The sequence below is a fragment of the Lentzea albidocapillata genome, assembly GCF_000719115.1.
Taxonomy (GTDB): Bacteria; Actinomycetota; Actinomycetes; order Mycobacteriales; family Pseudonocardiaceae; genus Lentzea; species Lentzea albidocapillata.
This window is the reverse complement of record NZ_JOEA01000005.1, coordinates 546225-571079: the sequence shown is the minus strand read 5'-3', so window position 1 is coordinate 571079 and position 24855 is coordinate 546225. Positions and strand designations below refer to the sequence as shown.

Sequence of the window (24855 nt, the reverse complement as noted above, 5' to 3'; positions counted from 1 at the left end):
GAGTGCCGCCATCGGGATCAGGGAGACGACCGGGCCCAGGGTGAAGACCAGGATCAGCAGGAAGACACCGGCCGCGAGGGTGGACAGCCGGGTGCGGCCACCGGACTTGATGTTGATGATGGACTGGCCGATCATCGCGCAGCCCGCCATGCCGCCCAGGAAGCCGGTGGCGATGTTGGCGATGCCCTGCCCGCGCACCTCCATGCCCTTCTTCGACGGGGTGTCGGTGAGGTCGTCGAGCAGCTGCGCGGTGAGCAGCGACTCGATCAGGCCGACGACCGCCAGCGTCAGCGCGAACGGCGCGACGATGGTGAAGGTCTCCAGCGTGAACGGCACCATCGGCAGGCCGAAACCGGGCAGCGCGGTGGGCAGCTCACCCATCCCGCCGACGGTCGGCACGGCGACGTGCAGGAACACCGTCAGCGAGGTGATCACCACGATGGCCACCAGCGGCGCGGGGATCGCCTTCGTCAGCTTCGGCAGCAGGTAGATGATGCCCAGGCCGAGCAGCACCAGTGCGATGACCGGCCAGCCGCCCTGGGTGATGTGCGGGATCTGCGCGGTGAACAGCAGGATCGCGAGCGCGTTGACGAAGCCGACCATCACGGTGCGGGGCACGAACCGCATCAGCTTGTGTACGCCCACGAGACCGAACACGATCTGGAAGGCGCCGGTGAGGATGGTCGCGGCGAACAGGTACTCAACGCCGTGGTCGCGCACCAGCGGCACGAGCACCAGGGCCATGGCGCCGGTGGCGGCGGAGATCATGCCGGGACGGCCGCCGGAGAACGCGATGATGATCGCGATCGTGAACGAGGCGTAGAGGCCGACCTTCGGGTCGACGCCGGCGATGATGGAGAACGACAGCGCCTCGGGAATCAGCGCGAGCGCGACTACGAGGCCGGACAGCAGGTCGGCGCGGGGGTTGGAGAACCAGGTCGTGCGGACCCTCGTCAGCAGCGAGGGACGCGGCGCAGCCACGTGTGAGGACAAATCGACACCTCAGGGTTGTGCGCGCGAGCAGGCAGAGGCTCGCGTGGTGAACAGGACTGGGGTCCGCGCGCCCCAGTGCGCGCAGGGAGAGTGCCGACGTCGACGTCGGCATCACGTGTGATGGGGTGGTGCCGCGAACTGTTCGGGTCCGCAGAGCGTGGAGCTAGGCCCTGCGTCCCTCCCTGGCGGTACTCATGCGTCCGGGTGCCTCTCGAAGTCCGGGAGAGCCCGCGCTGTACGTGGTGTCACAAGCGATCGGGGCTCACATGACGGGCCGCGGCATCTCCGGCGCAACCCCAGTGGACTCTACCGTGACGTCACTGTAGGTCCAATTGTGAACGGCTTGATCGTGAGCAAGCTCTCCGGCTCGACCGCGATGTTCACCTCAGGGACACTGCGGTCACGACATGGTCATGTCGAGCGCGGCCCGTACTTCGGACAGGCGCACAGGCCACCGCTGGACGATCAACTGCCACGCTGTCCGCAGCGACACGTGCTCGGCGAGCACGAGCACCGGGCCTTGCCCCCAATGGGTCGCCACGACCGTGCCGAGGCGGTCCGCCTCGCCAGGTGCGGGAGCGCCGCCGGGCAGGAACTCCACAGTCATGGATACGGACTCACCGGTCAGATCGTCCTCGACGCCCTGCATGGCGGCGTGATAGCCCCGCAGTCGGGATGGGTCGGCAGGCAGGGCGCACTGCGGGTAGGCGGCGTTGTAGTGGCTCGCCGCTTCGAATCGGCGCGGGCTGCTCATGGTCATCACCACGTGCAGGTCAGGCTTCGATGACGACCGGGATGACCACCGGTCGGCGGCGGTAGGTGCGTTGTGCCCACATCTGCACCTGCTGGCCGATGAGACGTTCGAGCTCCGCCACGTCGGTGGTGTTCTTCTCCGCGGCGCCCGCGAGGGCCTTCTCGATGGCGGGGATCACCGGCAGGAACGTCGAGGCGTCGTGTTCGAAGCCGTGGGCGATGAAGTCGGGTGCGTCGTCGAGCCGCCCGGTGTCGGTGTCGATGATGGCGACCACGGTGATCATGCCTTCTTCGCCCAGCGTGCGGCGCTGCGCCAGGGAGTCCTCGGTGACGCCGCCGACAGTCTGGCCGTCGACGTAGATGTTGTGCACCTCGACCTGGCCGGTGACCGAGGCCCGGCCCTCGTGCAGGTCGATGACGTGGCCGTTGGCGGCGACGAGCACCTGGTCGCGGGCGACGCCGGTCTTGACGGCCAGTTCGGCGTTGGCGCGCAGGTGGCGTGCCTCGCCGTGCACCGGCAGGACGTTGGCCGGTTGCACGATGTTGTAGCAGTAGACCAGCTCACCGGCGCTGGCGTGCCCGGAGACGTGGACCTTGGCGTTGCCCTTGTGCACGACGTTGGCGCCCAGGTCGGTCAGGCCGTTGATCACGCGGTAGATGGCGTTCTCGTTGCCGGGGATGAGCGAGCTGGCCAGCAGGACGGTGTCGCCCTCGACGATGGTGATCTCGTGCTCGCCGGCCGCCATGCGGGACAGAGCGGCCATCGGCTCTCCCTGCGACCCGGTGCACACCAGGGTCACCTGGTGGGCGGGAAGCCGGTTGGCGTCCCTGATGTCGACGACGAGCCCGTCGGGCACCTTCAGGTATTCCAGTTCGGTGGCCAGGCCCATGTTGCGGATCATGGAGCGGCCGACGAAGGCGACCTTGCGGCCGTGCGCGGCCGCGGCGTCGAGGACCTGCTGGATGCGGTGCACGTGGCTGGCGAAGCTGGAGACGATCACCCGGCGCGGCGTGGTGCGGAACACCTCGTCGATCGCGGGGGCGAGATCGCGTTCAGAGGTCGTGAAGCCGGGCACGTCGGCGTTGGTGGAGTCGACGAGGAACAAGTCGACACCCTCCTCGCCGAGGCGGGCGAAACCGCGGAGGTCGGTGATCCGCTTGTCGAGCGGGAACTGGTCCATCTTGAAGTCACCGGTGTGCAGCACGAGACCGGCGTCGGTGCGGATGGCGATGGCCAGACCGTCGGGGATGGAGTGGTTGACGGCGAGGAACTCCAGGTCGAACGGCCCTCGAGTGAGCTGTTCACCTTCCTTGACCTCGACCAGGACGGGCTTGATCCGGTGCTCGGCCAGCTTGGCGGCCAGGAACTTCAGCGTGAGCCGGGAGCCGATGACCGGGATGTCGCGTCGTTCCCGCAGCAGGTACGGCACGCCCCCGATGTGGTCCTCGTGGCCGTGGGTCAGCACGATGGCGACCACGTCGGCCAGCCGGTCCCGGATGCAGCTCCAGTCCGGGAGGATCACGTCGACGCCGGGCTGGTGCTCCTCGGGGAACAGGACCCCGCAGTCGACGATGAGCAGCTTGCCCTCGTGCTCGAACACGGTCATGTTCCGGCCGATCTCACCGAGGCCGCCGAGGGAGATGACCCGCAGGGCATCCGGGGCGAGTGCGGGCGGAGGGGTGGACGTTCGAGCCATGGTCACACCCTCACGTTACGTGAGAGTTGCCGGTGAGAGGAAATCGGCGACGCGGGCCAGGCGTGATGTCCGTCAGTTCGAGGGCAGGTGGGACCGCAGGGTCGTGGCGAAGTCCTCGGCGATGCGCAGCTGCGCGCGCAGCTGCTGGCACCGTTCGTCGGCGGCGGTCCAGAACCCGGACAGGCGGTCGAGATGCTTGTCGCGATCGGGATCGTCACCGGCGGACAGCGCGTCGAGGATGCCGAGCAGCTCGCGCATCTCCTCGAGCTGGAAGCCGAGCGGTTTCATCCGCTTGATCACGTCGAGGCGTTGCACGTCAGGCTCGGTGTAGAGACGGAAACCGCCCTGGCTGCGCGCGCTCGGCACCACCAGGTCGACCTCCTCGTAGTACCGGATTGTGCGCAACGACAGACCGGTTCGCTCGGCCACCTCGCCGATCTGCATGTGCTCGCCCACAACATCCCTTCCCGAACTGCCACGATCACTAGCCATTCTGGCATCACGCCCCGTGCTCGTGCCCCACTCGTGCCGCCGGGTAGGAGTCAGCTTACCGTGACGTGAGGGTAGAGTTCTGGTCGGATGTTGCCTACCTGAAGGATCGCGAATGACCACCGCCACCCCGGCGACCGCCTCGTCCGCAACCGTGCTCGCGGAAGCGGAACGCAGGCGCACCTTCGCGGTGATCAGCCACCCGGACGCGGGCAAGTCGACCATGACTGAGGCGCTGGCACTGCACGCGAAGGTAATCTCCGAGGCTGGCGCGGTGCACGGCAAGGCCGGTCGGCGCGGTGTGGTGTCGGACTGGATGGAGATGGAAAAAGCCCGTGGGATCTCCATCACGTCCGCCGCGTTGCAGTTCTCCTACCGCGACTGCGTGATCAATCTGCTGGACACTCCCGGCCACGCCGACTTCTCCGAGGACACCTACCGGGTGCTGTCGGCGGTGGACTGTGCGGTCATGCTGCTCGACGCGGCCAAAGGCCTGGAGCCGCAGACCCTCAAGCTGTTCGACGTCTGCCGCTACCGCGGCATCCCCGTGATCACGTTCATCAACAAGTGGGATCGTCCCGGCCGCGACGCGCTGGACCTGTGCGACGAGCTCGTGGAACGGATCGGGTTGCAGCCAATGCCGCTGACCTGGCCGGTGGGCGATGCGGGCCACTTCCGCGGTGTGCTCGACCGGCGCAGCGGGGGCTTTGTGCGCTATCAGCGCACCGCGGGTGGCGCCACGGTCGCCGGTGAAGAGCACTTGCCGCCGGGGCAGGCGGAGGCTGAAGAAGGCGTGGAGTGGACGCGTGCGTGCGAGGAGGCGGAGCTGCTCGGCGCGTCCGGCGGTGGGTTCGAGCTCGGGCGATTCCTCGAAGCCACGGCGACACCGGTGCTGTTCGGGTCGGCGGTGCTCAACTTCGGTGTGCGGCAGCTGCTCGACCTGCTGGTCGAGATCGCGCCGCGCCCCACCGCGCGGGCGGACGCCGCCGGTAACCCGCGCGAGCTGGACGCCCCGTTCTCTGCGTTCGTGTTCAAGGTGCAGACGGGCATGGATCGTGCGCACCGAGACCAGGTCGCGTTCGCGCGTGTGTGCTCCGGCGTGTTCGAGCGAGGCATGGTCGTGACCAACGCCGCCACGGGCAAGCCGTTCGCCACCAAGTACGTGCAACAGGTCTTCGGCCAGCAACGCTCCACCTTGGACACGGCCTTTCCCGGTGATGTGATCGGGTTGGTCAACGCCACCGCGCTGGGCGTGGGCGACACCCTGCACGCGGGCAAACCCGTGGTGCGTTTCCCTGGTCTGCCCAGCTTCGCGCCGGCATACTTCGCCGTCGCGCGACCGGCGGACCTCAGTCGCTCCAAGCAGTTCCGCAAAGGCATCGAGCAACTGGAGTCCGAGGGCGTCGTACAGGTGCTGCGTTCGTTGCGTCGCGGCGACGGAGCGCCGGTGTTCGCCGCGGTCGGCCCCATGCAGTTCGAGGTCGCCGCACACCGCCTGGAGGCGGAGTTCAAGTCGCCGGTGCGGCTCGAACCGTTGCCCTACACCGTCGTGCGCCGCCTGGCCGACCCCAAACAACGGTCCATCGTGGACAGCGGCCGAAGCGAGGTACTCACCCGCACCGACGGCGTGGACCTCGCCCTGTTCGTCGACTCCACCGCGCTGGGCGTCATGCGGCGCCTGCACCCCGAGGTGCGACTGGAGCCCCTCGTCGCAGGAACAGACGACTGACCGTTCTTCGCTGGGGGAGAAGTCCTGATCTCATTCCGCTCGCTCACGCCGTCCGGCTTCTACGGCTGGCACGTCGTCGGCTGGTCGACGCTGCTCGTCGCGCTCACAGCGCCTGGGCAGACCGCCGCCGTGTCGATGTTCGTCGACCCGATGATCTCCGATCTCGGCCTGAGCCGGTCCGCAGTGTCCACCGCGTACCTGGTGGGCACTCTCACCGGTGCCGTCGCGATGCCGTGGGCCGGTCGTGCGCTCGACCGCTTCGGTGTCCGCCGCGTCCTGGCGGTGATCGGGCTGGTGTTCGGCGCCGCGTTGTGCGCGATGGCGGCGGTCAGTTCCATCGTCGGTCTGACCATCGGCTTCGTCGCGATCAGGATGGCAGGTCAAGGCGCGCTGGGCCTGGCCGCCACCACTGTCGTGGCGTTGTGGTTCGAACGTCGCCGGGGAACCGCGCTCGGCCTGGTGAGCGCGATCGGCGCGGCGGCCATCTCATCGGCACCGCTCCTGCTGGAAACGCTGATCGCGGATTGGGGCTGGCGTCGCGTCTGGTTCGCCGAAGGCGTGGTGGTGCTGGTCGTCGTGCTGCCGGTGGCGTGGTTCGCGCTGCGCGACCGGCCAGCCGATCTCGGCCAGCGTCCTGACGGGACCGTGCGGGACATCGGCTCGCCGCCACACATCGCCTGGGGAGTGACCCGTGCCGTGGCGCTGCGCACTCCGTTCTTCTGGGTGGTGACCGGTGGCATCTCCGCATGCGGCCTGTTCGGCACAGCGGTCAACTTCCATCAGGTCAGCCTGCTCACCGAACGTGGACTCACCGCGACCGCGGCGGCGGCGAACTTCCTGCCGCAGACCGCGGCGAGTCTCGTCGCCACGCTGGTCATGGGGCTGCTCGTCGACCGAGTCGACAGCCGGGTGCTGATGACGGCGTCCATGGCCGCGCTGCTCGGTGCTCTCCTGCTAGGTACGGCAATTGCGCCAGGTCTTTCCGCGGTGCTGTTCGGCCTGCTGCTGGGAGCCGGCAGCGGTGGCATGCGCACGCTGGAGGCGGCCACGTTCCCCCGCTACTTCGGCACCCTCCACCTTGGCGGCATCCGCGGCACCGTGACCGCGATCAACGTCGGTGCCACCGCTTTCGGGCCGCTGATGTTCGCGCTCCTGCACGACCTCACCGGCAGCTACACCCCGGCTCTCCTGGCCTCGCTGCCGCTGCCGTTGGTCCTCGGAGTGGCCGCGTTGTTCGTACGGCCGCCTGCGGTCCGCCCGATTGAGCCGGCACCCATGGAGGCGGCCGCCAAGCAACTCTAATCTAACGTCAGGGTAGAGTTGCGGTATGTCCGGATTTTCTTATTTTGCGCGGCAGCGTCGTGGTAAGTAGCGCCCGGCCAACAACACCGCGGCGAAGCAGCTGGGATGTTCTGCGGGCAGTGGCGATCCTGCTGGTCGTCCTGCAACATGCGACGTGGGGTGGTCCGCTGCTGATGCCCGAACTGGGTACCCGGCCCTTCGAGATGAGCGTCCAGGTGGGCGCCAGCACGCTGATGGTGATCTCCGCCTACTTCGTCTGCCAGACACTGAGCTCGTCGGGAGCGTGGCTGTTGCTGCGCAACCGTCTCGGTCGCATGTTGCCGCCGTTCGCGGTGGCTTCCGTGATCACCTACGCCGTGACCCGATGGTTCGGGCCTGACGCCCTGGGTCGCGACGGCGACGACCTGGTCGCCACGCTGCTCGTCCTGCCGCCCGGCCTGTCAGCCGAGCTCGACCTGGTCGACCCGAGCTACTGGACGGTGCCGCTGCAGGTGCTGGCGTTCGTCACCGCGGCGGTGCTGTGGCGGACGCGGAGCCGGAACGGATGGCGCCTGCGGATGGTGTTGTGGGCGGCCGTCATCGCTCCGATCGTGATCAGCGCGGTCGTGCTCCCACTGGACGACAGCGGAAGGCTCGCGGCGTTGCACGGCGACCTCGGAGTACATCGCACGCACCTGTTCGCGGCAGGCGCGGCACTGTGGCTGTGGGCCACCGGCCGCGCCGGCCCCACGCTCCTGCTGCTGATCCCCGCCGCCGTGGGCGCACACCACTTCCACACCGAGGACCTGCCCTCATCCCTGGCACTGGGCATGGCATGCGGCCTGATCGCCACTGCCGCGACCGGCCCGGACTGGTCACACCCCACCTTGCGCCCGCTCATCTGGCTGGCCGGAATCTCCTACGGCATCTACCTGGTCAACCACAGCATCGGCTACACCGTGATGTACCAGCTGCAGCAAGCCGGAGCATCACCGACAACCCAATGCGCTGCGATGGTCGCCGCCTCGATCGCTCTCGGCTGGTTGCTCACCCGTGCTGTGGAACGACCGGTGGCGAAGTGGATCACCACCGCTTGGCCGGACGCGATACCGGCACCGAACCCGACCTCGTTCGGTCCACGATGAGGCGCACCGACGTCCATCGGTGCGGCTGCCTCGACCGCAATGCCACCTGCCCGGACTCGCGGCGTCTTCGGTTGTGCGGAACAGGCATCCGGCGTCTGCGCACCGGCCGCTGCTAAGGGACGCGGCCCTGCTCCAACTCGTCCGTCCATGCCTGCGCGCGGCGGCACATCAAGGCAGGTTCGCCCTCATGCCGTTCCAAGACATGTCTGCGCCACCACAACATCAGCTCTGTGCGCCGGCCGTCGCTCGACACGGTGACCACGAAAGCGTCCCTGTTGACTGGCAGCACAGCGCTGGCCGTGATCCGCATCGAGTCGTTCTCCGACAGCAGGAAGCGGCCGTCGGCCGCGGCCAGTGCGCGCACTGCGTCACGTCCTGGCGGCATCTGAACCTGCATGCGCCTCCTCCGGGCGATGGCCGGTGCGGGTTCGCGGTCAAGGCCGGGCCGGGAGTGGTCCGGCCATCTGATCCGTCAGGCGGGAAAGCGGCTCAGCCGCTTCGAGCCGCGTGATCCAGGACTCGGAGAACACCTGTGCACCGTTGCGAGCACCTGCCAGTGCTCCAGCCATGGACGCGATGGTGTCGGCGTCGCCCCCACCGAGCACCGCGAAGCGGATTGCCGCCGCCGCATCGTCAGGTCGTGTCAGGAAGGCCAGCAGCGCCAGGGGAACCGACCCCAACGCGGACACGTCGTTGCCGAGAGCGCGTGCCGCGTGTGCGGGCGAGGCGTCGTGCCGGATCAGTTCGCTGATGCGGTCGAACCGCTCGTGCCACGGCCGGGACCGGATCACCCTGGCAAGATCCTGGAGGAACCGGGTGGCATCGAGCCGGTGCCTCCGATCGCCGTGCAGTGCCAGGTACGCCGCTGCCGCTTGGCACGCAGCACCTAACTGGCCGTGCTCGTGTCCGTGCGTCACCTCGGCGCTCTGTCGTCCCAACTCGGCCGCGTGATGCACGCTGCTTGCCACCAGCGCGACCGGCGCCACGCGCATGGCAGCGCCGTTGCCGTAGGAACCTTGCCCTCCGAATGTCGCGCGGGCCGCGCTGCGCCACGACGCCCCATCGCCGATCAGGCCGAGCACCTGTGCGGCACCCGAGCCATATCCACGCCACGGCTCGGCTCGCCACGCCGCCGCGAACTCGAGGGCCAGCACGTCACGATCAAGCCCACGCTCGACGCGGCGCCTCGCCAGGTGGGCGGCAAGAACCAGCGCCAGTGCTGTGTCATCGGTATGAGTCAGGCGGGTGGCCGCCCCCCTCATGTGCGTCCAAGTCGCTCTGTTCGACCGTCTCCCGGCCCTCGAAAGGGGCCCCCAAAGCGTCGCCCAGTGCGCCGCCGACCAGCAGGCCGAACGCCATGTCGTGGCTGGGGACAACAGGCTCTGATGTCATCTGGTGAACTCCAGGAAACGCGAGGCTGACCCTTCGTGGGTCAGGTGGAGGTGGTGCATGGCCCTGGTGCAGGCGATGTAGAGCATGCACTTGTCCATCTCGGTGGCGTAGTTCGTGTCATCCACGCCCGGGACGATCACCTCGTCGAACTCCAGCCCCTTGGCGATGTGCGCGGACGTGATGATGATGCCGCCGGCGAAGGCCGTGCTGTCGTAGTCGATGAAGGTCAGCTCGACGCCGTCTTCCGACAGTGCGCCGTACAGCTTCTCCGCCTGATCGACCGTCTTGCAGATGATGCCGAGCGAGCGGTGATCGCTGCTCTCGTGCTCGTTGATCAGCTTCAGGATCTGTGCCGCCTGGTCTGCGCAAGCGATGACCTGAGGCGGCGGTCCGTGCCGCTCGATGGGGACGAGCTTGTCGTTGCGGGAGATCTTCTGGGCGAACTCGGTGATCTCGGTGGTGGAACGGTAGCTCTTGCACAGCTCCAGGCAGTCGGCCTCCGGGAACATGCTGCGGATCGTCGGCAGCGACGAGGAGCTGAACGGGTTCACCGACTGGTTGGCGTCACCGAGGATCGTCATCTTGCAGGAGAACAGCTCACGCACCACGGCGTACTGGACGGGCATGTAGTCCTGCATCTCGTCGATCAGCAGATGGCGAATGTGGCCGTAGGTGTCCTGCCTGGCCGTCCTGATCATCGTGTAGATCAACGGGAAGACGTCGGCGTACTCGATCCTCTTGCGCCCCAACGGCTTGAACAGACCCTTGCGGTCCGCATCGTCGTAGAACGCCTTGTACACCGCGTATGCGTCCTTGTACGGGAACATGGAACCGACCTGCTTGCGAATGTTCGCTGTGTCGGCGGCGGCCCACTTCCCGCCCTTGTCCACAACCTTGTGCTTGAGCAGGTGGACAGCGCTGTTCGCCACGCGGTCGAGCCGGGTGAAGACCGGTAGACCCGGTGACTCGTGGAACATGTCCGCGACCCACTCGGCGGTGAGCCGCGTGCCTTTCAGCTCGATGTCCGCGGCCTCGAACTCTTCGTCGGTACGCGAAGTGATCCAGGCGTCGAGGCGGGCGACGAACTCCGGCGTGGCCTTGTAGCGCATCCGTTCGGCGGAAGCCTCGTCAGCATGATCGAGCAGCTTCACCACCTGCTCGCTGAACGTCTCGTATGCGGTGACCTTGGCGAGGAACCTCTCCGCGATCTTGTCAAAGTGGATCTCTTTGACCTGCTCTTCGCCCAGTTCGGGTAGCACGTTGGCGATGTAGTCGCCGAAAACCCTGTTGGGGGACAGGATCATGACGTTGTCCGATGAGAGGGTGTCCTTGAACCGGTAGAGCAGGAACGCCACCCTGTGCAGAGCGATCGACGTCTTACCGGAGCCAGCTACGCCCTGCAGGATCAGCACGTTCGCGGTTTCGTTGCGAATCACCGCGTTCTGCTCGCGCTGGATGGTCGCGACGATGTTCTTCATCTTGTCGTCGGCCGACCGGCCCAGTTCGCGCTGCAGAACGTCGTCACCGATGTTCAGCGCGCTTTCGAACATGTACTCCAGGCGCCCGCCCTGGATCTTGTACTGCCGTTTGCCGGTGATCTCACCGTGCACGATGCCCTTCGGCGCCGCGAACGACGCGTCCCCGGACTCGAAGTCGTAGTAGAGACTCGACACGGGGGCCCGCCAGTCGTGGACAACGACATCCTGAGTGTCGGGCGCGGAGAGGTTGTGCACACCGATGTAGTAGGCCCTGGTCGTCGCGTCCTCGACCCGGCGAAAGTCGACACGCCCGAAGTACGGAGACTCGAGCAGGCGCTCTATGCGCTGCCGCCGCAGCACCGCGTGCTCGCCCTGAAGGACCGACATGTTGATTTCAGTGCGGAAGCCGGCCTTCTCCGCGCTGTCCATATCCCGCCAGTACGCCCACATGTGCTCCTTCTGGTCCTTGATCGTCCTGGCGGACTTGTCGATGGAGTTATTCAGCAGGTCCAGTTCCGCTCTCAACAGGCGAACTGTCGCCTCCAGATGCTCCCGCTCTTGTTCGTCATCTCGAATGTGCTCGTCGGTCAAGGCCATCTCCGGGTTCCAGGTCGCACGGAGTCTACCCTCACGTTAGAGTAGAATGAATGACTGATCCTCGTGACGACCTCGGCCCCACGCCCACTCCCGAACGATCTCCGCTGCAGGTGTTCGCATCGCCACAACGTCGACTGGGTGATGAGCGGATCCGTCGTTCTAGCCGTCTACGGCGCGGACGTGCAGCCCAACGATCTCGACGTCGTGCCGTCGCCGGCCCCGGACAACCTCCAGCGCATCGCGGACCTGCTGGTGGAACTGGAAGCGGTGCCCGCCTACGACCCGAGCTGGCGCAACGGGCTCACAGAAGCACAATGCCGTAGCTGGCAGCCGGAACCGGTGACACTGGAGCAGTTGGATCATCTGTTCGTCACGCGCCTGGGCATGCTCGACGTGCCACCGGAGCTCACCGGCACGTACGCCCACTTGCGGACGGGCGCCACCGAACTGGAACTGGCCGGGACTCCGGTGTGGGTGTGCGATCCCCGCGAGGTGCTCAAACGCGTTCCGGATCCGCCACGGCCCAAAGACCTCGCCCGCGCTGATGCGTACGCCGAACTGCGGCAACGACTTCAGAACGACAGCAGCCCAACTCGGGTTCGCCCGATCTGCTTGAGTCCGATTCGGATGCTGTTCGATCAATGATCGCGGCACCGGAGACGGCCCTCGTGTCTACTGAGCTGAGTCACCCGGTTGCGGGTGTCCAGCCACGGCTGTGAGTTGACGATTGCGGCGGTGATGAGCAGCTGCGTGCCTCTCTTTTGCGAACGCATCAAGGCGCTTGTGTCATCGGCGAACAGGGCTCGGAAACGGATCCCCGGACGGCCAAGGCAGGGAGACGAACTGCCGTGTGGGCTTCAGTCACCGAGGGCTTGCGCTCGACTAGGCCGTCGACGAGTCGAGCTGTTCTTGGGGCCAAACTCAAGGCGAAGGTTTGCTATGTCCGGGTATGAGCTTGGGGATGACGCGGACGTAGATGACCATGCCGACGACCTCGACGAGGGTTTGGGTCACAATCACGATGCCCGCGACCCCGAAGGCGTCGGGCAGTGCGAGTGCGAGTGGCAGCACCACCAGCGAGTTGCGGGTGGCGCCGGTGAACACGATGGCGCGGCCGTCCTGGGTGCGGAGCCGGAACACGCGTGCGACGGCAAGGCCGAGGACGGCCATCACTACGAGGAACACCACGTAGAACGGGATCACGCCGAAGACGGCGCTGACGTCGTCTCCGAGCTTGGGGATCTGCGAGGCGACGACCACCAGCAGCGTGGCGACCATGAGCGGCACCATGGTGGTGCTGGCCTTGTTGGAGAAGGTGACTCCGGAAGGGTGCCGTGCCGCCCATGCCTGGGTCGCCCAGGCCAGCGCGAGCGGGATCACGATCAGCACGAGGAACGCTTCGAGGAACGGGCCGAGTTCGACGATGTTCGCGAGATCGGAGCCCAGGAACAGCAGCAGGAACAGCGGTAGCAGCAGCATCTGGGCGATGAGCAGCAGCGGCGTCGCGGCGAGGAGACGCTCGCTGCTGCCGCCGGCAAGACCGCTGAACACGATCACGTAGTCCACGCATGGTGTGAGCAGCACGAGCAGCACGCCGATTCGCACCGCGTCGTCGGAGGGCAGGAAGCCGAACATGGCCGCGACGACGAGGGGCACGACGACGAAGTTCACGACCAGGGCCGCGGCCAGGAAGCGGCCCGCGCGTAGTGATCGCAGCAGTTCGCGTGCCGGGACTTGCAGGAAGGTCACGTAGAGCAGGACGCCGAGGACCGGGTTGATCGCGGTTTCGAGGCCTGGTCCGGCGCCTGGGGCGAGGAGGCCGACGAGGATGCCGGCCGCGATGGCGCCGACGTAGATCGGGACCTGGTGGCGCTCCATCTGCGAGACCAGGTCGCGTGTGCCCTGCATCAAGCTGCCCTTCGACCATGTGTCACTTGCGGTAGTTCATCTTTCCCGACGCTCTCCGTTGATGGACGGACGCGGTCACGTGATGGTCAGCACGAGCAGTTGCCCTGAGCGCAGGAGTGCTTGGACTTCTGGCGGTGGTGGAGGAACCACAGCAGGCCGGCGAGTCCGAACAGGACGGCTGAGACGACGAGCAAGCCGGTCGTGGCCGCGGCGACGCCCGCGCCGCCGAGCAGGCCGAGCGGGACCAGCAATGGCAATGCGCAGCAGCCGACGCAGGCGATCGCGGCGAGGAACGCGACCACTTTGCTTCGTTTCGGCGGACCGGCCTGTTCGTGCTGGTCGACGTGAACGGGGAGGACGGAGTCGGAACCGGGGGTTGCCGGGGTGCTCATGTGAGACCTTTCGTGACGGTGGTGAGCGCGATGAACGGGATGGGGCAGTCCGGGCAGGTGCAGTTGGTCAGGCTGTCGCAGCGGGCGTCGATGACTCGGACTAGGCCTTCGCGGATCTTGTTGAGGTCTTCCATCCGCCGGTCGACCTCTTCGAGCTTGGCGCGTGCCCGGACCTGGAGGTCTGGAGACGGGTGGCGTTGCCTGCCCGTGTCGATGAGTTCAGCGACCTCGTCGAGGGTGAAGCCGAGCCGCTGGGCCGCCTTGACGACTCGCAGCAGGGCGACGGCGTCCTCGTCGTAGTCTCGGTGCCCGCCGAGTGAGCGGTCTGGTTCTGGCAGCAGACCTCGCCGTTCGTAGTACCGCAGCGTCTGTACGTTCACGCCGGCCGCCGCGGCCAGTTCTCCAGACCTCATCGTTGTTCACTCCTCATACCCGTGCGGCCAGCGCTGTCTCGGCTTGGGCGGCGAGGCCGTCGAGCACGACTTCCTTGTCCGCAGGCACCCGTACGTCGACGAGCACCTCGTCGCCGGTGCGACTGACTGTGAAGCGGAAGAACGAGCAGCACTCGGCCTCTCGTGCGGTCAGGTCCCGTGCGGTGGCCTCCACCTCCGCACCGCCGTGTAGACGCAGGCGGAGCCAGCCTGGCTCCTCGCGGCGTACTTCGCGCAGCGACGAGGAGAACAGCCGATCGAACTCGGCGAGTCGCGCCGGTTGATCAGCGGTTGGCAACGTGCAGGCTTCCGCGGGCGCCCATCCGCTGATCAGGTCGGTTCCCCTTTTGGCGATCTCGCTGGAACCTGATCCGCAGGTTGGTCCGCATCCGCATCCCGAGACGGTCCCGCTACTGGTGGTATCGGCGGCGGACTCGAACAGGGCGCGCAAGATCGGTGTCGGTTGTGCGCCAACCGTGGACGCCACCTGCCGGACACCTGCCATCGCGAACAACGTGGGGGTCGAGGTCACCGCGAACCGGGACACCAGCTCCGGGTTCTCGTCCGCGTTGACCTTCACCAGCTGTACGCGCGTCGTGAACTCGACGGCCAGCTCGTCGAGAACCGGCGCGATCCTCCGGCAGTTTCCGCACCACGTCGCATAGAACTCCATCACCACCGGTTGCTGCGACAGCCCGACCTCCTGCTCGAACGTCGCATCGGTGACTTCGATCGCCATATCCCCTACCTCCGGAGGTCCGACCAGGGCCAACAACACAACGCTAAGCCGATACCTAGGTACAGGATTCAAGGAGACCTATGTCACGTTGACGGGGTCGCTTCGATGCCGTTCGTGGAACTGAGCTGCGAGGCGCACAGTGGCAACGTGGACAAGCAGGCAGTTCACGAGGACCTCAACCGAGCACGCGACACGTTCCGCCAATTGCTCGACGGTGCCGTCGCCGAGCAGTTGCGGTGCCGTTCGAACGGCACGCGCTGGAACGACCGCCAGCTGCTGTTCCACATGCTGCTCCGCTTCCTGATCATGCGCGCGTTGCTGGTATTGGTCCGGATCGTCGCGAGCGTGCCGCGATGGGCCGGTTCGGCGTGGGCGCGACGGCTCAACGCGGGTACGAGGCCGTTCGACGTCGTCAACTTCGCCGGTTCTTGGCTTGGTGGCAGCGTCATGCCTCGCCGGGCGGTGCTTCCGCGAGTTCATGACGGTGGCGGACCCGTACCGCTTTCCTGTGCAGCACTTCGACTTCCACCGGAACCAGCTCTCGCTCAGCTAACTCCCTTCAGCAGGCGGCGCGCCACGTGGGCGGCGTCGCGGCCGACGCCTCGCAGGGTCGCCGACGAGAGACTGCGCTGCCATTCCAGTCCGACGAAGCCAAGACCCGGATGCCGGCGGGACACACCTCGGTCGTGCTCGGTGCCGACTCCGCGGAGGTACGGCAGGTCGGGGCGGTAGCCCGTGGCCAGGATGATCGCGTCGACATGTTCGCGCTGCTCATTCGGCCAGATGCCCTTCGAGCCTTCCAGGGCGGTGAACATCGGGCGGCGGTCCGGGCGGTGTCGTTCAAGGGCGGCGCGGTAGACGCCGGTGTCCAGAACCGGCGTGGTGAAGCCGTCGGGCAGCCAGGGGCCGATCGGCAGGTGGTCGAGGCGGGTGCGGTCGAGCCAGAAGTGCAGGTCGCGGCCGAACGGGCGTTGGGCGGAGAACTTCACCGGTCTGCGGGTCGCGAGAGTGACGTGGGCGTGCTCGGCGAGCTCTGCCGCGATCTGAACCGCGGAGTTGCCGGCGCCGACCACGATGACGCGCTGGCCGTCGAACGGCTCGGGCGAGTGGTACTGCGCGGCGTGCAGGACGGTGCCGGGGAAGGTGTCGAGGCCGGGCAGTGCGGGCCGGTGTGGGTTGCCGAAGCCGCCGGTGGCGGCGATGACGATGGGTGCGGTGAAGCTGGTGCCGTCGGTCGTGGTGACTCGGAAGCCGTTGTCGCGTGTCACCCCTGTGACGCGTTGGCCGGTGCGGATGTCGGTGTTGAGGTGTGCGGCGTAGGTGCGGAGGTAGTCGACGACTTCGTCGCGGCGCGGGTAGCGCTCGGGATCGCCGGGGAACTTCAGGCCTGGCAGGGCGCTGTATCTGGCTGGCGAGAACAAGGTCAGGCTGTCGTAGTAGTGCGGCCAGGAGCCGACGGGTTCGTCGCCGGCTTCGAGTACGAGTGGCCGTAGGCCTTGTGTGACAAGGGCATGGGCTGCGGCGAGGCCGGACTGGCCGGCGCCGATCACGATGGCGTCGTGGCTGTTCATGGGCACCTCGAAGTAGCCGTCGCCGAGCACGGCGACGGATGAGCGGTCAGATGGCGTGTTAGTTGGCTGTGCGGCGTTCGAGGAAAACGGTGTCGCGCCACACGCCGTGGTGTTGCGCGATGCGTTCGCGGACGCCGAGGGTGCGGAAGCCCATGGAGTGGTGCAGCGCGAGACTGGCGCGGTTCTCGGGGAAGATCGAGGTCTGCAACGTCCACAGGCCAGCGTCGTCGGCGGCGCTGACTTGCTTGTGCACCAAGGCCTTGCCGACGCCTCGGCCACGGAAGTCCGCGCCCACGTAGACGGACGTCTCGGCGACGCCTGCGTAGCAGTCCCGTGTGGACACCGCGGTCGCGGCAGCCCAGCCTGCGACCTCGCCGTCGATCTCGGCGATCCAGCGGTGGTCTGGCAGCCACTTGGCGTCGAGTGCCCTGCGCAGGGGCACCTCGGTTTCGAAGGTCGCGTCGCCGGTGGCGATGCCCTCGCTGTAGATGCGGCGCACGGCGTTCCAGTCCGCAACCTCCAGCGGACGGACCAGCACGTCTGCCGGGAGGTTGGCTGGGCAGCACGGGCGTGGTGCGAGTACGCCCATGACGACGTCCGCGGCGTGGGGCAGGCCGGTGCAGCATGAAGGATTCACGCTGATATGTGTGGCGGTGCCTTCCTTGTGCTGCCGCAGGAACCCGACCTCGACCAGCTTGCGCAGGTGGTGTGAGCAGGTGGACTGGCTGATGCCGAGCAGCTCCGTCAGTTCGCCGACGGTCATCGACCGTGCCGCGGTGGCGACGGCGTGCAGCAGGCGAACGCGGGTCGGTTCGGCGAGACACGCGAACCAGTCCGCGTAGGTCGCGGCGTCGTCGGTCGGCAGCACGGCCGGCGTGGCCGCTGTGGTCGTCATGGGTGAAGTATCGACGCAAATCGATGGTTGCGTCAATCGATAGGGGTCGATAGAGTCCCAGTGTTGATTCGAAATGTGTCGATACAAGGGGTGTGCGGTGAGCGAGTTGCCAGTCGTCGTGGTGGGTGCCGGACCTGCGGGTTTGTCCGCGGCGGCGAACTTGGTGGAACGGGGCGAGCGGGTGCTCGTGCTGGAGGCGGGCGATCGTGCCGGTGCAGCCGTGTCGCAGTGGAACTACGTCCGGCTGTTCTCGCAGTGGAGCGAGCTCGTTGATCCCGCTGCCGAGCGCCTGTTGAAGGAAGCCGGCTGGGTGCGGCCGGACGGTGACGCCTACCCGAGCGGTGGGGAGTGGGTGGAGAGCTACCTGCAGCCGCTGGCCGAGGTGCTCGGTGACCGGGTGCGACTCGGCACGCGCGTGGTTGGGGTGGCTCGGCGTGGGCGGGACCGGATCGTTGACGCTGGGCGCGAGGACGAGCCGCTGACGGTGCACGTGCAGACTGCGGATGGCGAGGAGCGGATCTCGGCTCGTGCGGTGATCGACGCTTCCGGCACTTACAGCTCGCCGAACCCGCTGGGCGGAGACGGCCTTCCAGCGGTGGGGGAGAAGGCGGCGGCCGAGAAGATCGCCTACCGGGTGCCGGACCTCGTGGCCGAACGCGCTCGCTACGCGGGCAAGCGGATCGCGGTTGCCGGTAGCGGGCGCTCGGCGCTGACCGCGTTGGTGGTGCTGGCGGAACTCGCGGAGCAGGAGCCCGGCACGAAGATCGTGTGGCTATTGCGCCGTGGCGCCGTTGGCAACGCTTTCGGTGGCGGGGAGGCCGACCAGCTGCCGGCGCGCGGTGCGTTGGGCTTGCGAGCCAAGAAGGCTGTGGAAGCCGGTCACATCGAGACCGCCACCGGGTTCCGCACGGCGGCACTCGAACGTACGACGAACGGCAGCCTCACGCTGGAGTCGTTCGACGGCCACCAGGTCGAGGACATCGACGAGGTCGTGGTGCTGACCGGGTTCCGGCCAGACCTGTCGTGGCTGTCGGAGGTTCGCCTCGACCTGGACCCGGTGCTGCAGGCGCCGACGAAGCTCGCGCCGCTGATCGACCCGAACGTCCACTCGTGCGGCACCGTCTACCCGCACGGTGAGAACGAGCTGCGCCACCCGGAACCAGGCGTCTACCTGGTCGGCATGAAGAGCTACGGCCGGGCGCCGACGTTCCTGTCGCTGACGGGCTACGAGCAGGCGCGGTCCGTCGTCGCGGCGATCGCCGGCGACCACGAGGCCGCCGGGCGCGTCGAGCTCGTGCTGCCCGAGACCGGGGTGTGCGGCGGAGCTGGCGTGTTCGACGCGCCCGAGGAACAGAAGAACGAGGGTGGCTGCTGCGGCTCACCGGAGCACGGCGAGCTGACGATCGGGCTCACTGCCAGTGCACGCTGAAACAACGACGCGGCCCGGCGTTGACGGCGGGCTGCGTCGCGTGCTGATCGTGTTGTGCAGCACCGAGATCATCAGCTGGGGGATTCTCTACTACGCGTTCCCCGTGCTGCTGCCGACGATCGGCGCGCGGACGGGGTGGTCGTTGGCCGCGATCACCGCGGGTTTCTCGGCGAGTCAGATCGTGGCAGGGATCGTCGGCGTGCCGGTGGGCAAGCTGCTCGATCGTCGTGGTCCTCGCGCCATCATGACCACCGGTTCGATCATCGCGGTACCCGCACTCGTCATGGTGGCCACCGCGCAGTCGTTGGCGTGGTTCACGGCGGCATGGTTGCTGATCGGAGTCGCGATGGCCGGGGTGTTCTACGCCCCCGCGTTCGCGGCACTGACCCGCTGGTTCGGGCCGAGGCGGGTGTCGGCGCTGACCGCGCTCACGTTGGTGGCCGGGCTGGCCAGCACGGTGTTCGCGCCACTGACCGCCGTGCTGAACACACATCTGGACTGGCGCGGAACGTACCTGGTGCTGGCCGGAATCCTGGCTGTCACCACGGTTCCGCTGCATCTGTTCGGCTTGCGACTGCCGTGGCCGGAGATCGAGCACGAGGCGGAGCATCAACCGTCCGCGATCGCGCGCAGCAGACCGTTCCTCGTGCTGACGCTGGCGATGAGCTTGGCGGCGTTCAGCGTTTACGCGGTGGTGGTCAACCTCGTGCCGCTGCTGACCGAACGCGGCATGTCCACGTCAATGGCCGCGGTGGCCCTGGGCCTCGGTGGGGTGGGCCAGGTCCTCGGGCGGCTGGGGTACGCGAGGTTGACCGCGAAGACGTCGGTGCGCACAAGAACAGCACTGATCTTGCTGGCGAGCGCCGTGGTGACCGCGTTGCTGGGTGTGGTGCCCGGCCCGGCATTGCTGCTCATCGCGGGCTCGGTGCTCGCCGGTGTCGCACGCGGGATCTTCACGCTGGTGCAGGCGACGGCGATCACCGATCGCTGGGGTGCGGTCCACTACGGACAGTTGAGCGGGCTGCTCGCGGTGCCGGTGATGCTGACCGCCGCGATCGCGCCGTGGGCGGGCAGTGCCATGGCCTCGTGGCTCGGCGGCTACCCGGCGGTGTTCGTCGTGCTGGGGGCGATTGGGGTGCTGGCGGCCGCGTTGTCGACCGCCAGCGTTCCGCGTTAGTCCAGCAGCTCGGCGACCAGGCCGCGCACTCGGCGGTCGATGTCGTCGCGGATCGGACGGACGGAATCGACGCCCTGGCCCGCCGGGTCCTCGAGCTCCCAGTCGAGGTAGCGCTTGCCGGGGAACACCGGGCAGGTGTCACCGCAGCCCATCGTGATCACCACGTCAGAGGCTTCGACGTCCTCGGTCGTCAGCTTCGAGGGCACCTCCGCGGTGATGTCCAGGCCCCACTCGGCGAGCGCCTCGGCCGCTGCGGGGTTGACCTTCTCGGCCGGGGCCGAGCCGGCGGAACGGACCGCGATCCTGCCCATGCCGTAGTGCTGCAGCAACGCGGCGGCCATCTGGGAGCGGCCGGCGTTGTGCACGCAGACGAACAGCACTTCGGGGGTCTTGGACACGTCGATCTCCTCCTGGCGGGCGTTTCCTTGGTTCGATAATGCCCGATCCAGGTGAACGGTTGGTGACACGATTCCTCACGTCACATACAGGTACAGACCGCCTACAACCAGTGCTCCGCACACGGTGAACCAGATACAGGCGAAGGTCTTGCGGGCCTGAGAGAGGTTCGAGACGCCGAGCGCGAACGTCGCGACGATCCCGACCGTCCCGATCAGCGTGACCAGCAAGACCTGCAACATCAGTCGCCCAGAAGTTCGGACAGCAGGCTTCTGACCCGCCGGTCGATGTCGTCGCGCACCTCGCGAACGCGGTGCAGCGGAGCGCCGACCGGGTCGGCCACCTCCCAGTCCAGGTAGCGCTTGCCGGGATAGACCGGGCACGAGTCGCCGCAGCCCATCGTCACGACGACGTCCGCGGCACGCACGACCTCGTCGGTGAGCGGCTTCGGGAACGCCTGCGTGAGCGGGATGTTCAGCTCCGCCAGCACCTCGGTGATCTGCGACGGGATGGAGCCACTCGGCTGGCTGCCGGCGGAACGCACGGCGATCTTGCCGAACGCGTGGTGCTCCAGTAGCGCCGATGCCATCTGCGACCGGCCGACGTTGTGCACGCAGATGAACAACACCTGCGGCACCTCGACCTTGGTCAGGCCCTGGGCGCGGCCGTAGTCGTGCAGGCGCTGCTTGGCGAATCGGGCTGTCAGCGTCGCGAGGTGCGTCTTCACCGTGGCGTTCTCGTTGAGCAGGGCGTAGGTCTCGTCGACGAAGCGCTCGACAGTTTCCCGGCCGAACACGCCGTGGAACTTGTCAGCCAGCTCATCGGTGATGCGGAGAAGCTGGGCGGTGAGCTCGTGCTGGGGAAGTCCGCCTGCGCGGGTCATGAGGTCTCCTTGGACCGAGAATTACCGATGCAAAGCAGACCGTTTGCATCGACTTTTGTCAATCTAGGTCGTACCCTCGGGCCATGGTGGAGCGTCGGGATGAACTCCAGATGGACAGCGGCGGCCACAAGCGCTGCGTGCCACTCGGCCAGGGCATGGATCCCGCTGAAGCGCGCCGGATCGCCGAGATCTTCAAGGCGCTGTCCAGTCCCGTCCGCCTCGAACTCCTCCGCCTGCTTCAGCTCGCCCCGAGCGGTGAGTCGTGCGTCTGCGACCTCGTCGACAGTGTCGGCTTGAGTCAGGGAACCGTGAGTCATCACCTCCGCGTGCTCGCGGAAGCGGGCCTCGTTCGCGGCGAGCGCCGCGGCACCTGGGGCTGGTACGTCGCGATCCCGGAGCGCCTGGAAGAGGTCGGGCGGCTGCTCGGTCAGCCGATTGGCTCAATGTGAACACGGGTTGGATCGAGATTTTTCAACCATAGTTGTTCTGGTCACTCCACGTTCACCTTCTGTTTAGAACGGGATTCTTCGATGCAGTGGCCCTCGAACGAGGGTTCTCGTCGAAGATCCCGGTCCCGATCCGGGTCCCGAGCAGGAGGCACGTCAGTGACCATCCGCCAGGTGAAGCGTGCGCACGTGTTGTCCGTCGTGGCTGTCGCCGCGCTGACCCTGTCCGCCTGTGGTGGGCAGAACAACGGCAGTGGCTCCGAGAGCGGGGGTGAACAGCTCTCCGGCCCGGTCGTCATCGACGGCTCCAGCACCGTGGAACCGCTGTCGATCGCCGCGGCCGAGCTGTTCATGGAGAAGAACAGCGGTGTCCAGGTGTCGGTGAGCGCCTCCGGCACCGGCGGTGGCTTCAAGAAGTTCTGCGTCGGTGAGACCGACATCTCCGGTGCCTCTCGCCCGATCAAGGCCGAGGAGGGCAAGGTCTGCACGGAGAAGGGTGTCAACTACTCCGAGCTGCAGGTCGCCAACGACGCGCTGACCGTCGTGGTGCACAAGGAGAACACCTGGGCCGAGTGCCTCACGGTCGCGCAGCTGAAGAAGATGTGGGAGCCGGACTCGAAGGTCGCCAACTGGAAAGAGGTCGACCCGTCCTTCCCGGACCAGAAGCTCGACCTCTACGGCGCCGGCGCTGACTCCGGTACGTTCGACTACTTCACCGGTGCCATCAACGGCAAGGAAGGCGACAGCCGCAAGGACTACAACCCGACCGAGAACGACAACATCACCGTCCAGGGTGTGAGCGGCTCCAAGGGGGGTCTGGGCTACTTCGGCTTCTCCTACTTCGAGGAGAACGCGGACAAGCTCAAGGCCGTGAAGATCGACGGAGGCAAGGGCTGTGTTGAACCGTCGGTGAAGACGGCGCAGGACGGCACCTACGCCCCGCTCGCGCGTCCGCTGTTCATCTACCCCTCCGACGCCGGCCTGAAGAAGGCTCAGGTGGAGAAGTTCGTCGAGTTCTACCTCGCGAGCAACGACGAGATCGTCAAGGCCGCTCGGTTCGTGCCGCTGACCGAGGACCAGAAGAAGAAGGCCAAGGACGAGCTTGCCGCGCTGCAGGCGAAGGCCGCCGGTAAGTGAGCACCAAGACTCGCGACGGTGGCCGCCCCGGTTCGGGCGGCCACCCCGTCGTCTGGGACGGGCCGCCGGTCGACCTGACCGCGCAGAGCCCGCGCATCGGCGAGAAGATCATCAAGGCCGTGCTGGTCAGCGCGGCCGCGTTGTCGGTTCTCGTCACGGTCGGCATCGTCGCGTCGCTGTTCGCGCCGGTCGCCGAGTTCTTCACCCACGTCAGCCTCGGTGAGTTCCTGTTCGGCACCGAGTGGACGGCGCTGTTCGGCGACAAGTTCAACTGGGACGACAAGTCCTGGGGCGTTCTGCCGCTGGTCACCGCGACGCTGATGATCACGCTGATCTCGCTGGTGGTGGCGGTCCCGTTCGGTCTTGGCGCCGCGATCTACCTCAGCGAGTACGCCTCGCAGCGGGTGCGGAAGATCTTCAAGCCGATCCTCGAGATCCTCGCCGGCGTGCCGACCGTGGTCTACGGCTTCCTCGCGCTGACCGTGATCACGCCGATCCTCAAGCCCTTGCTGGGCATCGAGGGCATCTACAGCATGATCTCGCCCGGCATCGTGATGGGCTTCATGATCGTGCCCACGGTCGCCTCCCTGAGCGAGGACGCTATGTCGGCCGTTCCGCTGGCACTGCGGCAGGGCTCCTACGCGTTGGGCGCCAACAGGATGCAGACGACGGTCCGCGTCGTGTTCCCGGCCGCGTTGTCGGGCATCGTCGCCGCGATCGTGCTCGGCATCTCCCGCGCGATCGGCGAGACGATGATCGTCGCGATCGCCGCGGGCAACATGCCGCTGTTCACCGCGGACCCGCTCAAGGGTGCGCAGACGATGACCGGCTTCATCGCGCAGGCCGCGAGCGGCGACACCCCGCAGGGCAGCCCGTCGTACTACGCGTTGTTCGCGATCGGCGCGCTGCTGTTCGTGATCACCCTCCTGATCAACATGATCAGCATCCGGCTGGTCCGCAAGTACAGGCAGGCCTACTGATGACCGCGACGACACTGGTCGTTGACCAGAGCCTGAAGTCCGGCCGCCGCAAGGGCGTGGGGGCGACCGTGTTCGCCGTGGCGCTGTGGGCGTGCCTGGCGATCATCTGCGCGTTCCTGTTCTTCGTGCTCGCCGTGATCATCCAGAAAGGACTGGCGCGGTTCGACCTGAACCTCGTCACCGAGCACCCGTCCCGGTTGCGGCCCGACACCTCCGGCGTGAAGTCCGCGCTGTTCGGCACGATCTGGATCATGGTGCTGACCGCGCTCATCGCGTTGCCACTGGGCATCGCGGCCGCGGTGTACCTGGAGGAGTACGCGGACAACACCCGCTGGTGGAACCGCCTGATCGAGCTCAACATCCAGAACCTCGCCGCGGTGCCGTCGGTGATCTACGGCATCCTGACGCTCGGGTTCGTCGTCCGTGGCCCACTGTCCATCGGCGCGGTGCTCCTCGCGGGCGCGATCGCACTGGCGTTGCTGATCCTGCCGGTCGTGATCATCACCTGTCGGGAGGCGTTGCGCGCGGTGCCGTCGGAGATCCGCTCCGGCTCGCTCGCACTGGGCGCAACGCAGTGGCAGACCACGTGGAAGCAGGTGCTGCCCTCGGCGGTGCCCGGCATCGCGACCGGCTCGATCCTCGCGCTGTCCCGTGCGATCGGTGAGGCGGCACCGCTGCTGCTCGTCGGTGCGACGACGTTCCTGACGTTCAACCCGGACGGTGTGTTCTCCCGCTACACCGTGCTGCCCACGCAGATCTACAGCCTGGTGCCGCTCGATCGCATCGAGTTCCGCGACCTGGCCTACTCCACGATCCTGCTGCTGATGATCGTGCTGCTCGTCATGAACGCGCTCGCGATCTGGTTGCGCAACCGCTATCAGCGCCGTTGGTGACACGCGAATGAAGGAGCGAGAACT

At 67.1% G+C, this 24855-nt stretch carries 27 protein-coding genes; 10 read left to right on the top strand and 17 right to left on the bottom strand.

Annotated elements, in window-relative coordinates; genetic code table 11:
- The 4 genes from IG04_RS0109525 to IG04_RS0109510 form a co-directional block, all read right to left on the bottom strand.
- The coding region (locus IG04_RS0109525) for a SulP family inorganic anion transporter (RefSeq protein WP_338043508.1) at positions 1-993 on the bottom strand (993 nt) is incomplete at its 3' end.
- A 400-nt stretch (positions 994-1393) separates the two neighbouring features.
- Entirely contained in the window at positions 1394-1747 is a 354-nt protein-coding gene (locus tag IG04_RS0109520; protein ID WP_030476196.1) for a hypothetical protein, read from the bottom strand.
- A gap of 19 nt (positions 1748-1766) precedes the next feature.
- Complete coding sequence (locus IG04_RS0109515; RefSeq protein WP_030476195.1) at positions 1767-3443, bottom strand: ribonuclease J; 1677 nt, start codon at positions 3441-3443, stop codon at positions 1767-1769.
- Positions 3444-3515: 72 nt separating this feature from the next.
- A complete protein-coding gene (locus IG04_RS0109510; RefSeq protein ID WP_051769356.1) occupies positions 3516-3935 on the bottom strand; it encodes a MerR family transcriptional regulator in 420 nt (139 codons plus the stop codon).
- Positions 3936-4047: 112 nt separating this feature from the next.
- On the opposite strand from IG04_RS0109510, the gene IG04_RS0109505 reads away from it, so the two are divergent.
- Genes IG04_RS0109505 through IG04_RS0109495 form a run of 3 tightly spaced genes read left to right on the top strand, consistent with a single transcriptional unit; the run spans position 4048 to position 8087 of the window.
- Positions 4048-5661 (top strand): peptide chain release factor 3, encoded by a 1614-nt coding sequence (locus tag IG04_RS0109505; protein ID WP_030476193.1) that lies wholly within the window; start codon positions 4048-4050, stop codon positions 5659-5661.
- Positions 5662-5685: 24 nt separating this feature from the next.
- Positions 5686-6963 carry an MFS transporter gene (locus IG04_RS0109500; RefSeq protein ID WP_319973692.1) on the top strand — a complete coding sequence of 426 codons (1278 nt, stop codon included), beginning with the start codon at positions 5686-5688 and terminating at the stop codon, positions 6961-6963.
- Positions 6964-7022: 59 nt separating this feature from the next.
- The gene (locus IG04_RS0109495) at positions 7023-8087 is read left to right on the top strand and encodes an acyltransferase family protein (RefSeq protein WP_276326660.1); all 1065 of its coding nucleotides are present in this window, start codon (positions 7023-7025) and stop codon (positions 8085-8087) included.
- Positions 8088-8199: 112 nt separating this feature from the next.
- Here IG04_RS0109495 and IG04_RS0109490 read toward each other — a convergent pair whose 3' ends face one another.
- The 3 genes from IG04_RS0109490 to IG04_RS0109480 form a co-directional block, all read right to left on the bottom strand.
- Positions 8200-8484: a hypothetical protein gene (locus IG04_RS0109490; protein ID WP_030476190.1), complete on the bottom strand. Its 285-nt coding sequence runs from the start codon at positions 8482-8484 to the stop codon at positions 8200-8202.
- A 37-nt stretch (positions 8485-8521) separates the two neighbouring features.
- Positions 8522-9349 carry an ADP-ribosylglycohydrolase family protein gene (locus tag IG04_RS42415; RefSeq protein ID WP_245815873.1) on the bottom strand — a complete coding sequence of 276 codons (828 nt, stop codon included), beginning with the start codon at positions 9347-9349 and terminating at the stop codon, positions 8522-8524.
- A gap of 126 nt (positions 9350-9475) precedes the next feature.
- The gene (locus IG04_RS0109480; protein ID WP_245815872.1) at positions 9476-11482 is read right to left on the bottom strand and encodes a HelD family protein; all 2007 of its coding nucleotides are present in this window, start codon (positions 11480-11482) and stop codon (positions 9476-9478) included.
- Positions 11483-11695: 213 nt separating this feature from the next.
- Here IG04_RS0109480 and IG04_RS0109475 point away from each other — a divergent pair, with 213 nt between their 5' ends.
- Positions 11696-12199: a hypothetical protein gene (locus IG04_RS0109475; RefSeq protein ID WP_030476188.1), complete on the top strand. Its 504-nt coding sequence runs from the start codon at positions 11696-11698 to the stop codon at positions 12197-12199.
- Between the two features lie 276 nt (positions 12200-12475).
- Here the strand turns inward: IG04_RS0109475 and IG04_RS0109470 are convergent, their stop codons facing one another.
- The 7 genes from IG04_RS0109470 to IG04_RS0109435 form a co-directional block, all read right to left on the bottom strand.
- Positions 12476-13462: an arsenic resistance protein gene (locus IG04_RS0109470; protein WP_030476187.1), complete on the bottom strand. Its 987-nt coding sequence runs from the start codon at positions 13460-13462 to the stop codon at positions 12476-12478.
- Positions 13463-13548: 86 nt separating this feature from the next.
- Positions 13549-13854 carry a hypothetical protein gene (locus IG04_RS0109465; RefSeq protein ID WP_030476186.1) on the bottom strand — a complete coding sequence of 102 codons (306 nt, stop codon included), beginning with the start codon at positions 13852-13854 and terminating at the stop codon, positions 13549-13551.
- Complete coding sequence (locus IG04_RS0109460; protein ID WP_030476185.1) at positions 13851-14267, bottom strand: MerR family transcriptional regulator; 417 nt, start codon at positions 14265-14267, stop codon at positions 13851-13853. Before IG04_RS0109460 ends, IG04_RS0109465 begins: the two co-directional genes overlap by 4 nt.
- Positions 14268-14280: 13 nt before the next feature.
- Complete coding sequence (locus IG04_RS47645; RefSeq protein ID WP_211257712.1) at positions 14281-15024, bottom strand: thioredoxin family protein; 744 nt, start codon at positions 15022-15024, stop codon at positions 14281-14283.
- 78 nt (positions 15025-15102) lie between these two features.
- Complete coding sequence (locus IG04_RS46390) at positions 15103-15309, bottom strand: hypothetical protein (RefSeq protein WP_157512891.1); 207 nt, start codon at positions 15307-15309, stop codon at positions 15103-15105.
- A 260-nt stretch (positions 15310-15569) separates the two neighbouring features.
- The gene (locus IG04_RS0109440; protein ID WP_030476184.1) at positions 15570-16595 is read right to left on the bottom strand and encodes a flavin-containing monooxygenase; all 1026 of its coding nucleotides are present in this window, start codon (positions 16593-16595) and stop codon (positions 15570-15572) included.
- 58 nt (positions 16596-16653) lie between these two features.
- Positions 16654-17490 (bottom strand): helix-turn-helix domain-containing GNAT family N-acetyltransferase, encoded by an 837-nt coding sequence (locus tag IG04_RS0109435; RefSeq protein WP_030476183.1) that lies wholly within the window; start codon positions 17488-17490, stop codon positions 16654-16656.
- A 97-nt stretch (positions 17491-17587) separates the two neighbouring features.
- On the opposite strand from IG04_RS0109435, the gene IG04_RS0109430 reads away from it, so the two are divergent.
- Both IG04_RS0109430 and IG04_RS0109425 read left to right on the top strand, forming a co-directional pair.
- Positions 17588-18919, top strand: a complete 1332-nt coding sequence (locus IG04_RS0109430) for an FAD-dependent oxidoreductase (RefSeq protein WP_030476182.1) — start codon at positions 17588-17590, stop codon at positions 18917-18919.
- Positions 18920-18959: 40 nt separating this feature from the next.
- Complete coding sequence (locus IG04_RS0109425; RefSeq protein WP_030476181.1) at positions 18960-20096, top strand: MFS transporter; 1137 nt, start codon at positions 18960-18962, stop codon at positions 20094-20096.
- Here IG04_RS0109425 and IG04_RS0109420 read toward each other — a convergent pair.
- From IG04_RS0109420 to IG04_RS0109410, 3 genes are all read right to left on the bottom strand, one after another.
- Positions 20093-20494 (bottom strand): arsenate-mycothiol transferase ArsC, encoded by a 402-nt coding sequence (locus IG04_RS0109420; RefSeq protein ID WP_030476180.1) that lies wholly within the window; start codon positions 20492-20494, stop codon positions 20093-20095. The genes IG04_RS0109425 and IG04_RS0109420 overlap by 4 nt on opposite strands.
- Before the next feature lie 75 nt (positions 20495-20569).
- Positions 20570-20722 (bottom strand): hypothetical protein, encoded by a 153-nt coding sequence (locus IG04_RS46385; protein WP_157512889.1) that lies wholly within the window; start codon positions 20720-20722, stop codon positions 20570-20572.
- A gap of 11 nt (positions 20723-20733) precedes the next feature.
- Complete coding sequence (locus IG04_RS0109410; protein ID WP_030476179.1) at positions 20734-21375, bottom strand: arsenate reductase ArsC; 642 nt, start codon at positions 21373-21375, stop codon at positions 20734-20736.
- Between the two features lie 83 nt (positions 21376-21458).
- On the opposite strand from IG04_RS0109410, the gene IG04_RS0109405 reads away from it, so the two are divergent.
- The 4 genes from IG04_RS0109405 (at position 21459) to pstA (ending at position 24831) form a co-directional block, all read left to right on the top strand.
- Positions 21459-21824, top strand: a complete 366-nt coding sequence (locus tag IG04_RS0109405) for an ArsR/SmtB family transcription factor (RefSeq protein ID WP_090014881.1) — start codon at positions 21459-21461, stop codon at positions 21822-21824.
- Between the two features lie 156 nt (positions 21825-21980).
- Positions 21981-22958 (top strand): PstS family phosphate ABC transporter substrate-binding protein, encoded by a 978-nt coding sequence (locus IG04_RS0109400; protein WP_030476177.1) that lies wholly within the window; start codon positions 21981-21983, stop codon positions 22956-22958.
- Positions 22955-23938 (top strand): phosphate ABC transporter permease subunit PstC, encoded by a 984-nt coding sequence (gene pstC / locus IG04_RS0109395; RefSeq protein ID WP_030476176.1) that lies wholly within the window; start codon positions 22955-22957, stop codon positions 23936-23938. The genes IG04_RS0109400 and pstC overlap by 4 nt, the downstream gene beginning before the upstream one ends.
- Positions 23938-24831: a phosphate ABC transporter permease PstA gene (gene pstA / locus IG04_RS0109390; protein ID WP_030476175.1), complete on the top strand. Its 894-nt coding sequence runs from the start codon at positions 23938-23940 to the stop codon at positions 24829-24831. The genes pstC and pstA overlap by 1 nt, the downstream gene beginning before the upstream one ends.
- Positions 24832-24855: the final 24 nt, after the last annotated feature.

What these genes read in the sequence shown, in the direction of transcription:
- pstA (WP_030476175.1), top strand. Translation starts at nt 23,938, where the DNA reads ATGACCGCGACGACACTGGTCGTTGACCAGAGCCTGAAGTCCGGCCGC.
- IG04_RS0109520 (WP_030476196.1), bottom strand. Translation starts at nt 1,747, where the DNA reads ATGAGCAGCCCGCGCCGATTCGAAGCGGCGAGCCACTACAACGCCGCC.
- IG04_RS0109475 (WP_030476188.1), top strand. Translation starts at nt 11,696, where the DNA reads ATGAGCGGATCCGTCGTTCTAGCCGTCTACGGCGCGGACGTGCAGCCC.
- IG04_RS0109405 (WP_090014881.1), top strand. Translation starts at nt 21,459, where the DNA reads ATGGTGGAGCGTCGGGATGAACTCCAGATGGACAGCGGCGGCCACAAG.
- IG04_RS0109510 (WP_051769356.1), bottom strand. Translation starts at nt 3,935, where the DNA reads ATGGCTAGTGATCGTGGCAGTTCGGGAAGGGATGTTGTGGGCGAGCAC.
- IG04_RS42415 (WP_245815873.1), bottom strand. Translation starts at nt 9,349, where the DNA reads ATGAGGGGGGCGGCCACCCGCCTGACTCATACCGATGACACAGCACTG.
- IG04_RS0109490 (WP_030476190.1), bottom strand. Translation starts at nt 8,484, where the DNA reads ATGCAGGTTCAGATGCCGCCAGGACGTGACGCAGTGCGCGCACTGGCC.
- IG04_RS0109465 (WP_030476186.1), bottom strand. Translation starts at nt 13,854, where the DNA reads ATGAGCACCCCGGCAACCCCCGGTTCCGACTCCGTCCTCCCCGTTCAC.
- IG04_RS0109470 (WP_030476187.1), bottom strand. Translation starts at nt 13,462, where the DNA reads ATGCAGGGCACACGCGACCTGGTCTCGCAGATGGAGCGCCACCAGGTC.
- IG04_RS0109515 (WP_030476195.1), bottom strand. Translation starts at nt 3,443, where the DNA reads ATGGCTCGAACGTCCACCCCTCCGCCCGCACTCGCCCCGGATGCCCTG.
- IG04_RS47645 (WP_211257712.1), bottom strand. Translation starts at nt 15,024, where the DNA reads ATGGCGATCGAAGTCACCGATGCGACGTTCGAGCAGGAGGTCGGGCTG.
- IG04_RS0109410 (WP_030476179.1), bottom strand. Translation starts at nt 21,375, where the DNA reads ATGACCCGCGCAGGCGGACTTCCCCAGCACGAGCTCACCGCCCAGCTT.
- IG04_RS0109440 (WP_030476184.1), bottom strand. Translation starts at nt 16,595, where the DNA reads ATGAACAGCCACGACGCCATCGTGATCGGCGCCGGCCAGTCCGGCCTC.
- IG04_RS0109435 (WP_030476183.1), bottom strand. Translation starts at nt 17,490, where the DNA reads ATGACGACCACAGCGGCCACGCCGGCCGTGCTGCCGACCGACGACGCC.
- IG04_RS0109460 (WP_030476185.1), bottom strand. Translation starts at nt 14,267, where the DNA reads ATGAGGTCTGGAGAACTGGCCGCGGCGGCCGGCGTGAACGTACAGACG.
- IG04_RS0109505 (WP_030476193.1), top strand. Translation starts at nt 4,048, where the DNA reads ATGACCACCGCCACCCCGGCGACCGCCTCGTCCGCAACCGTGCTCGCG.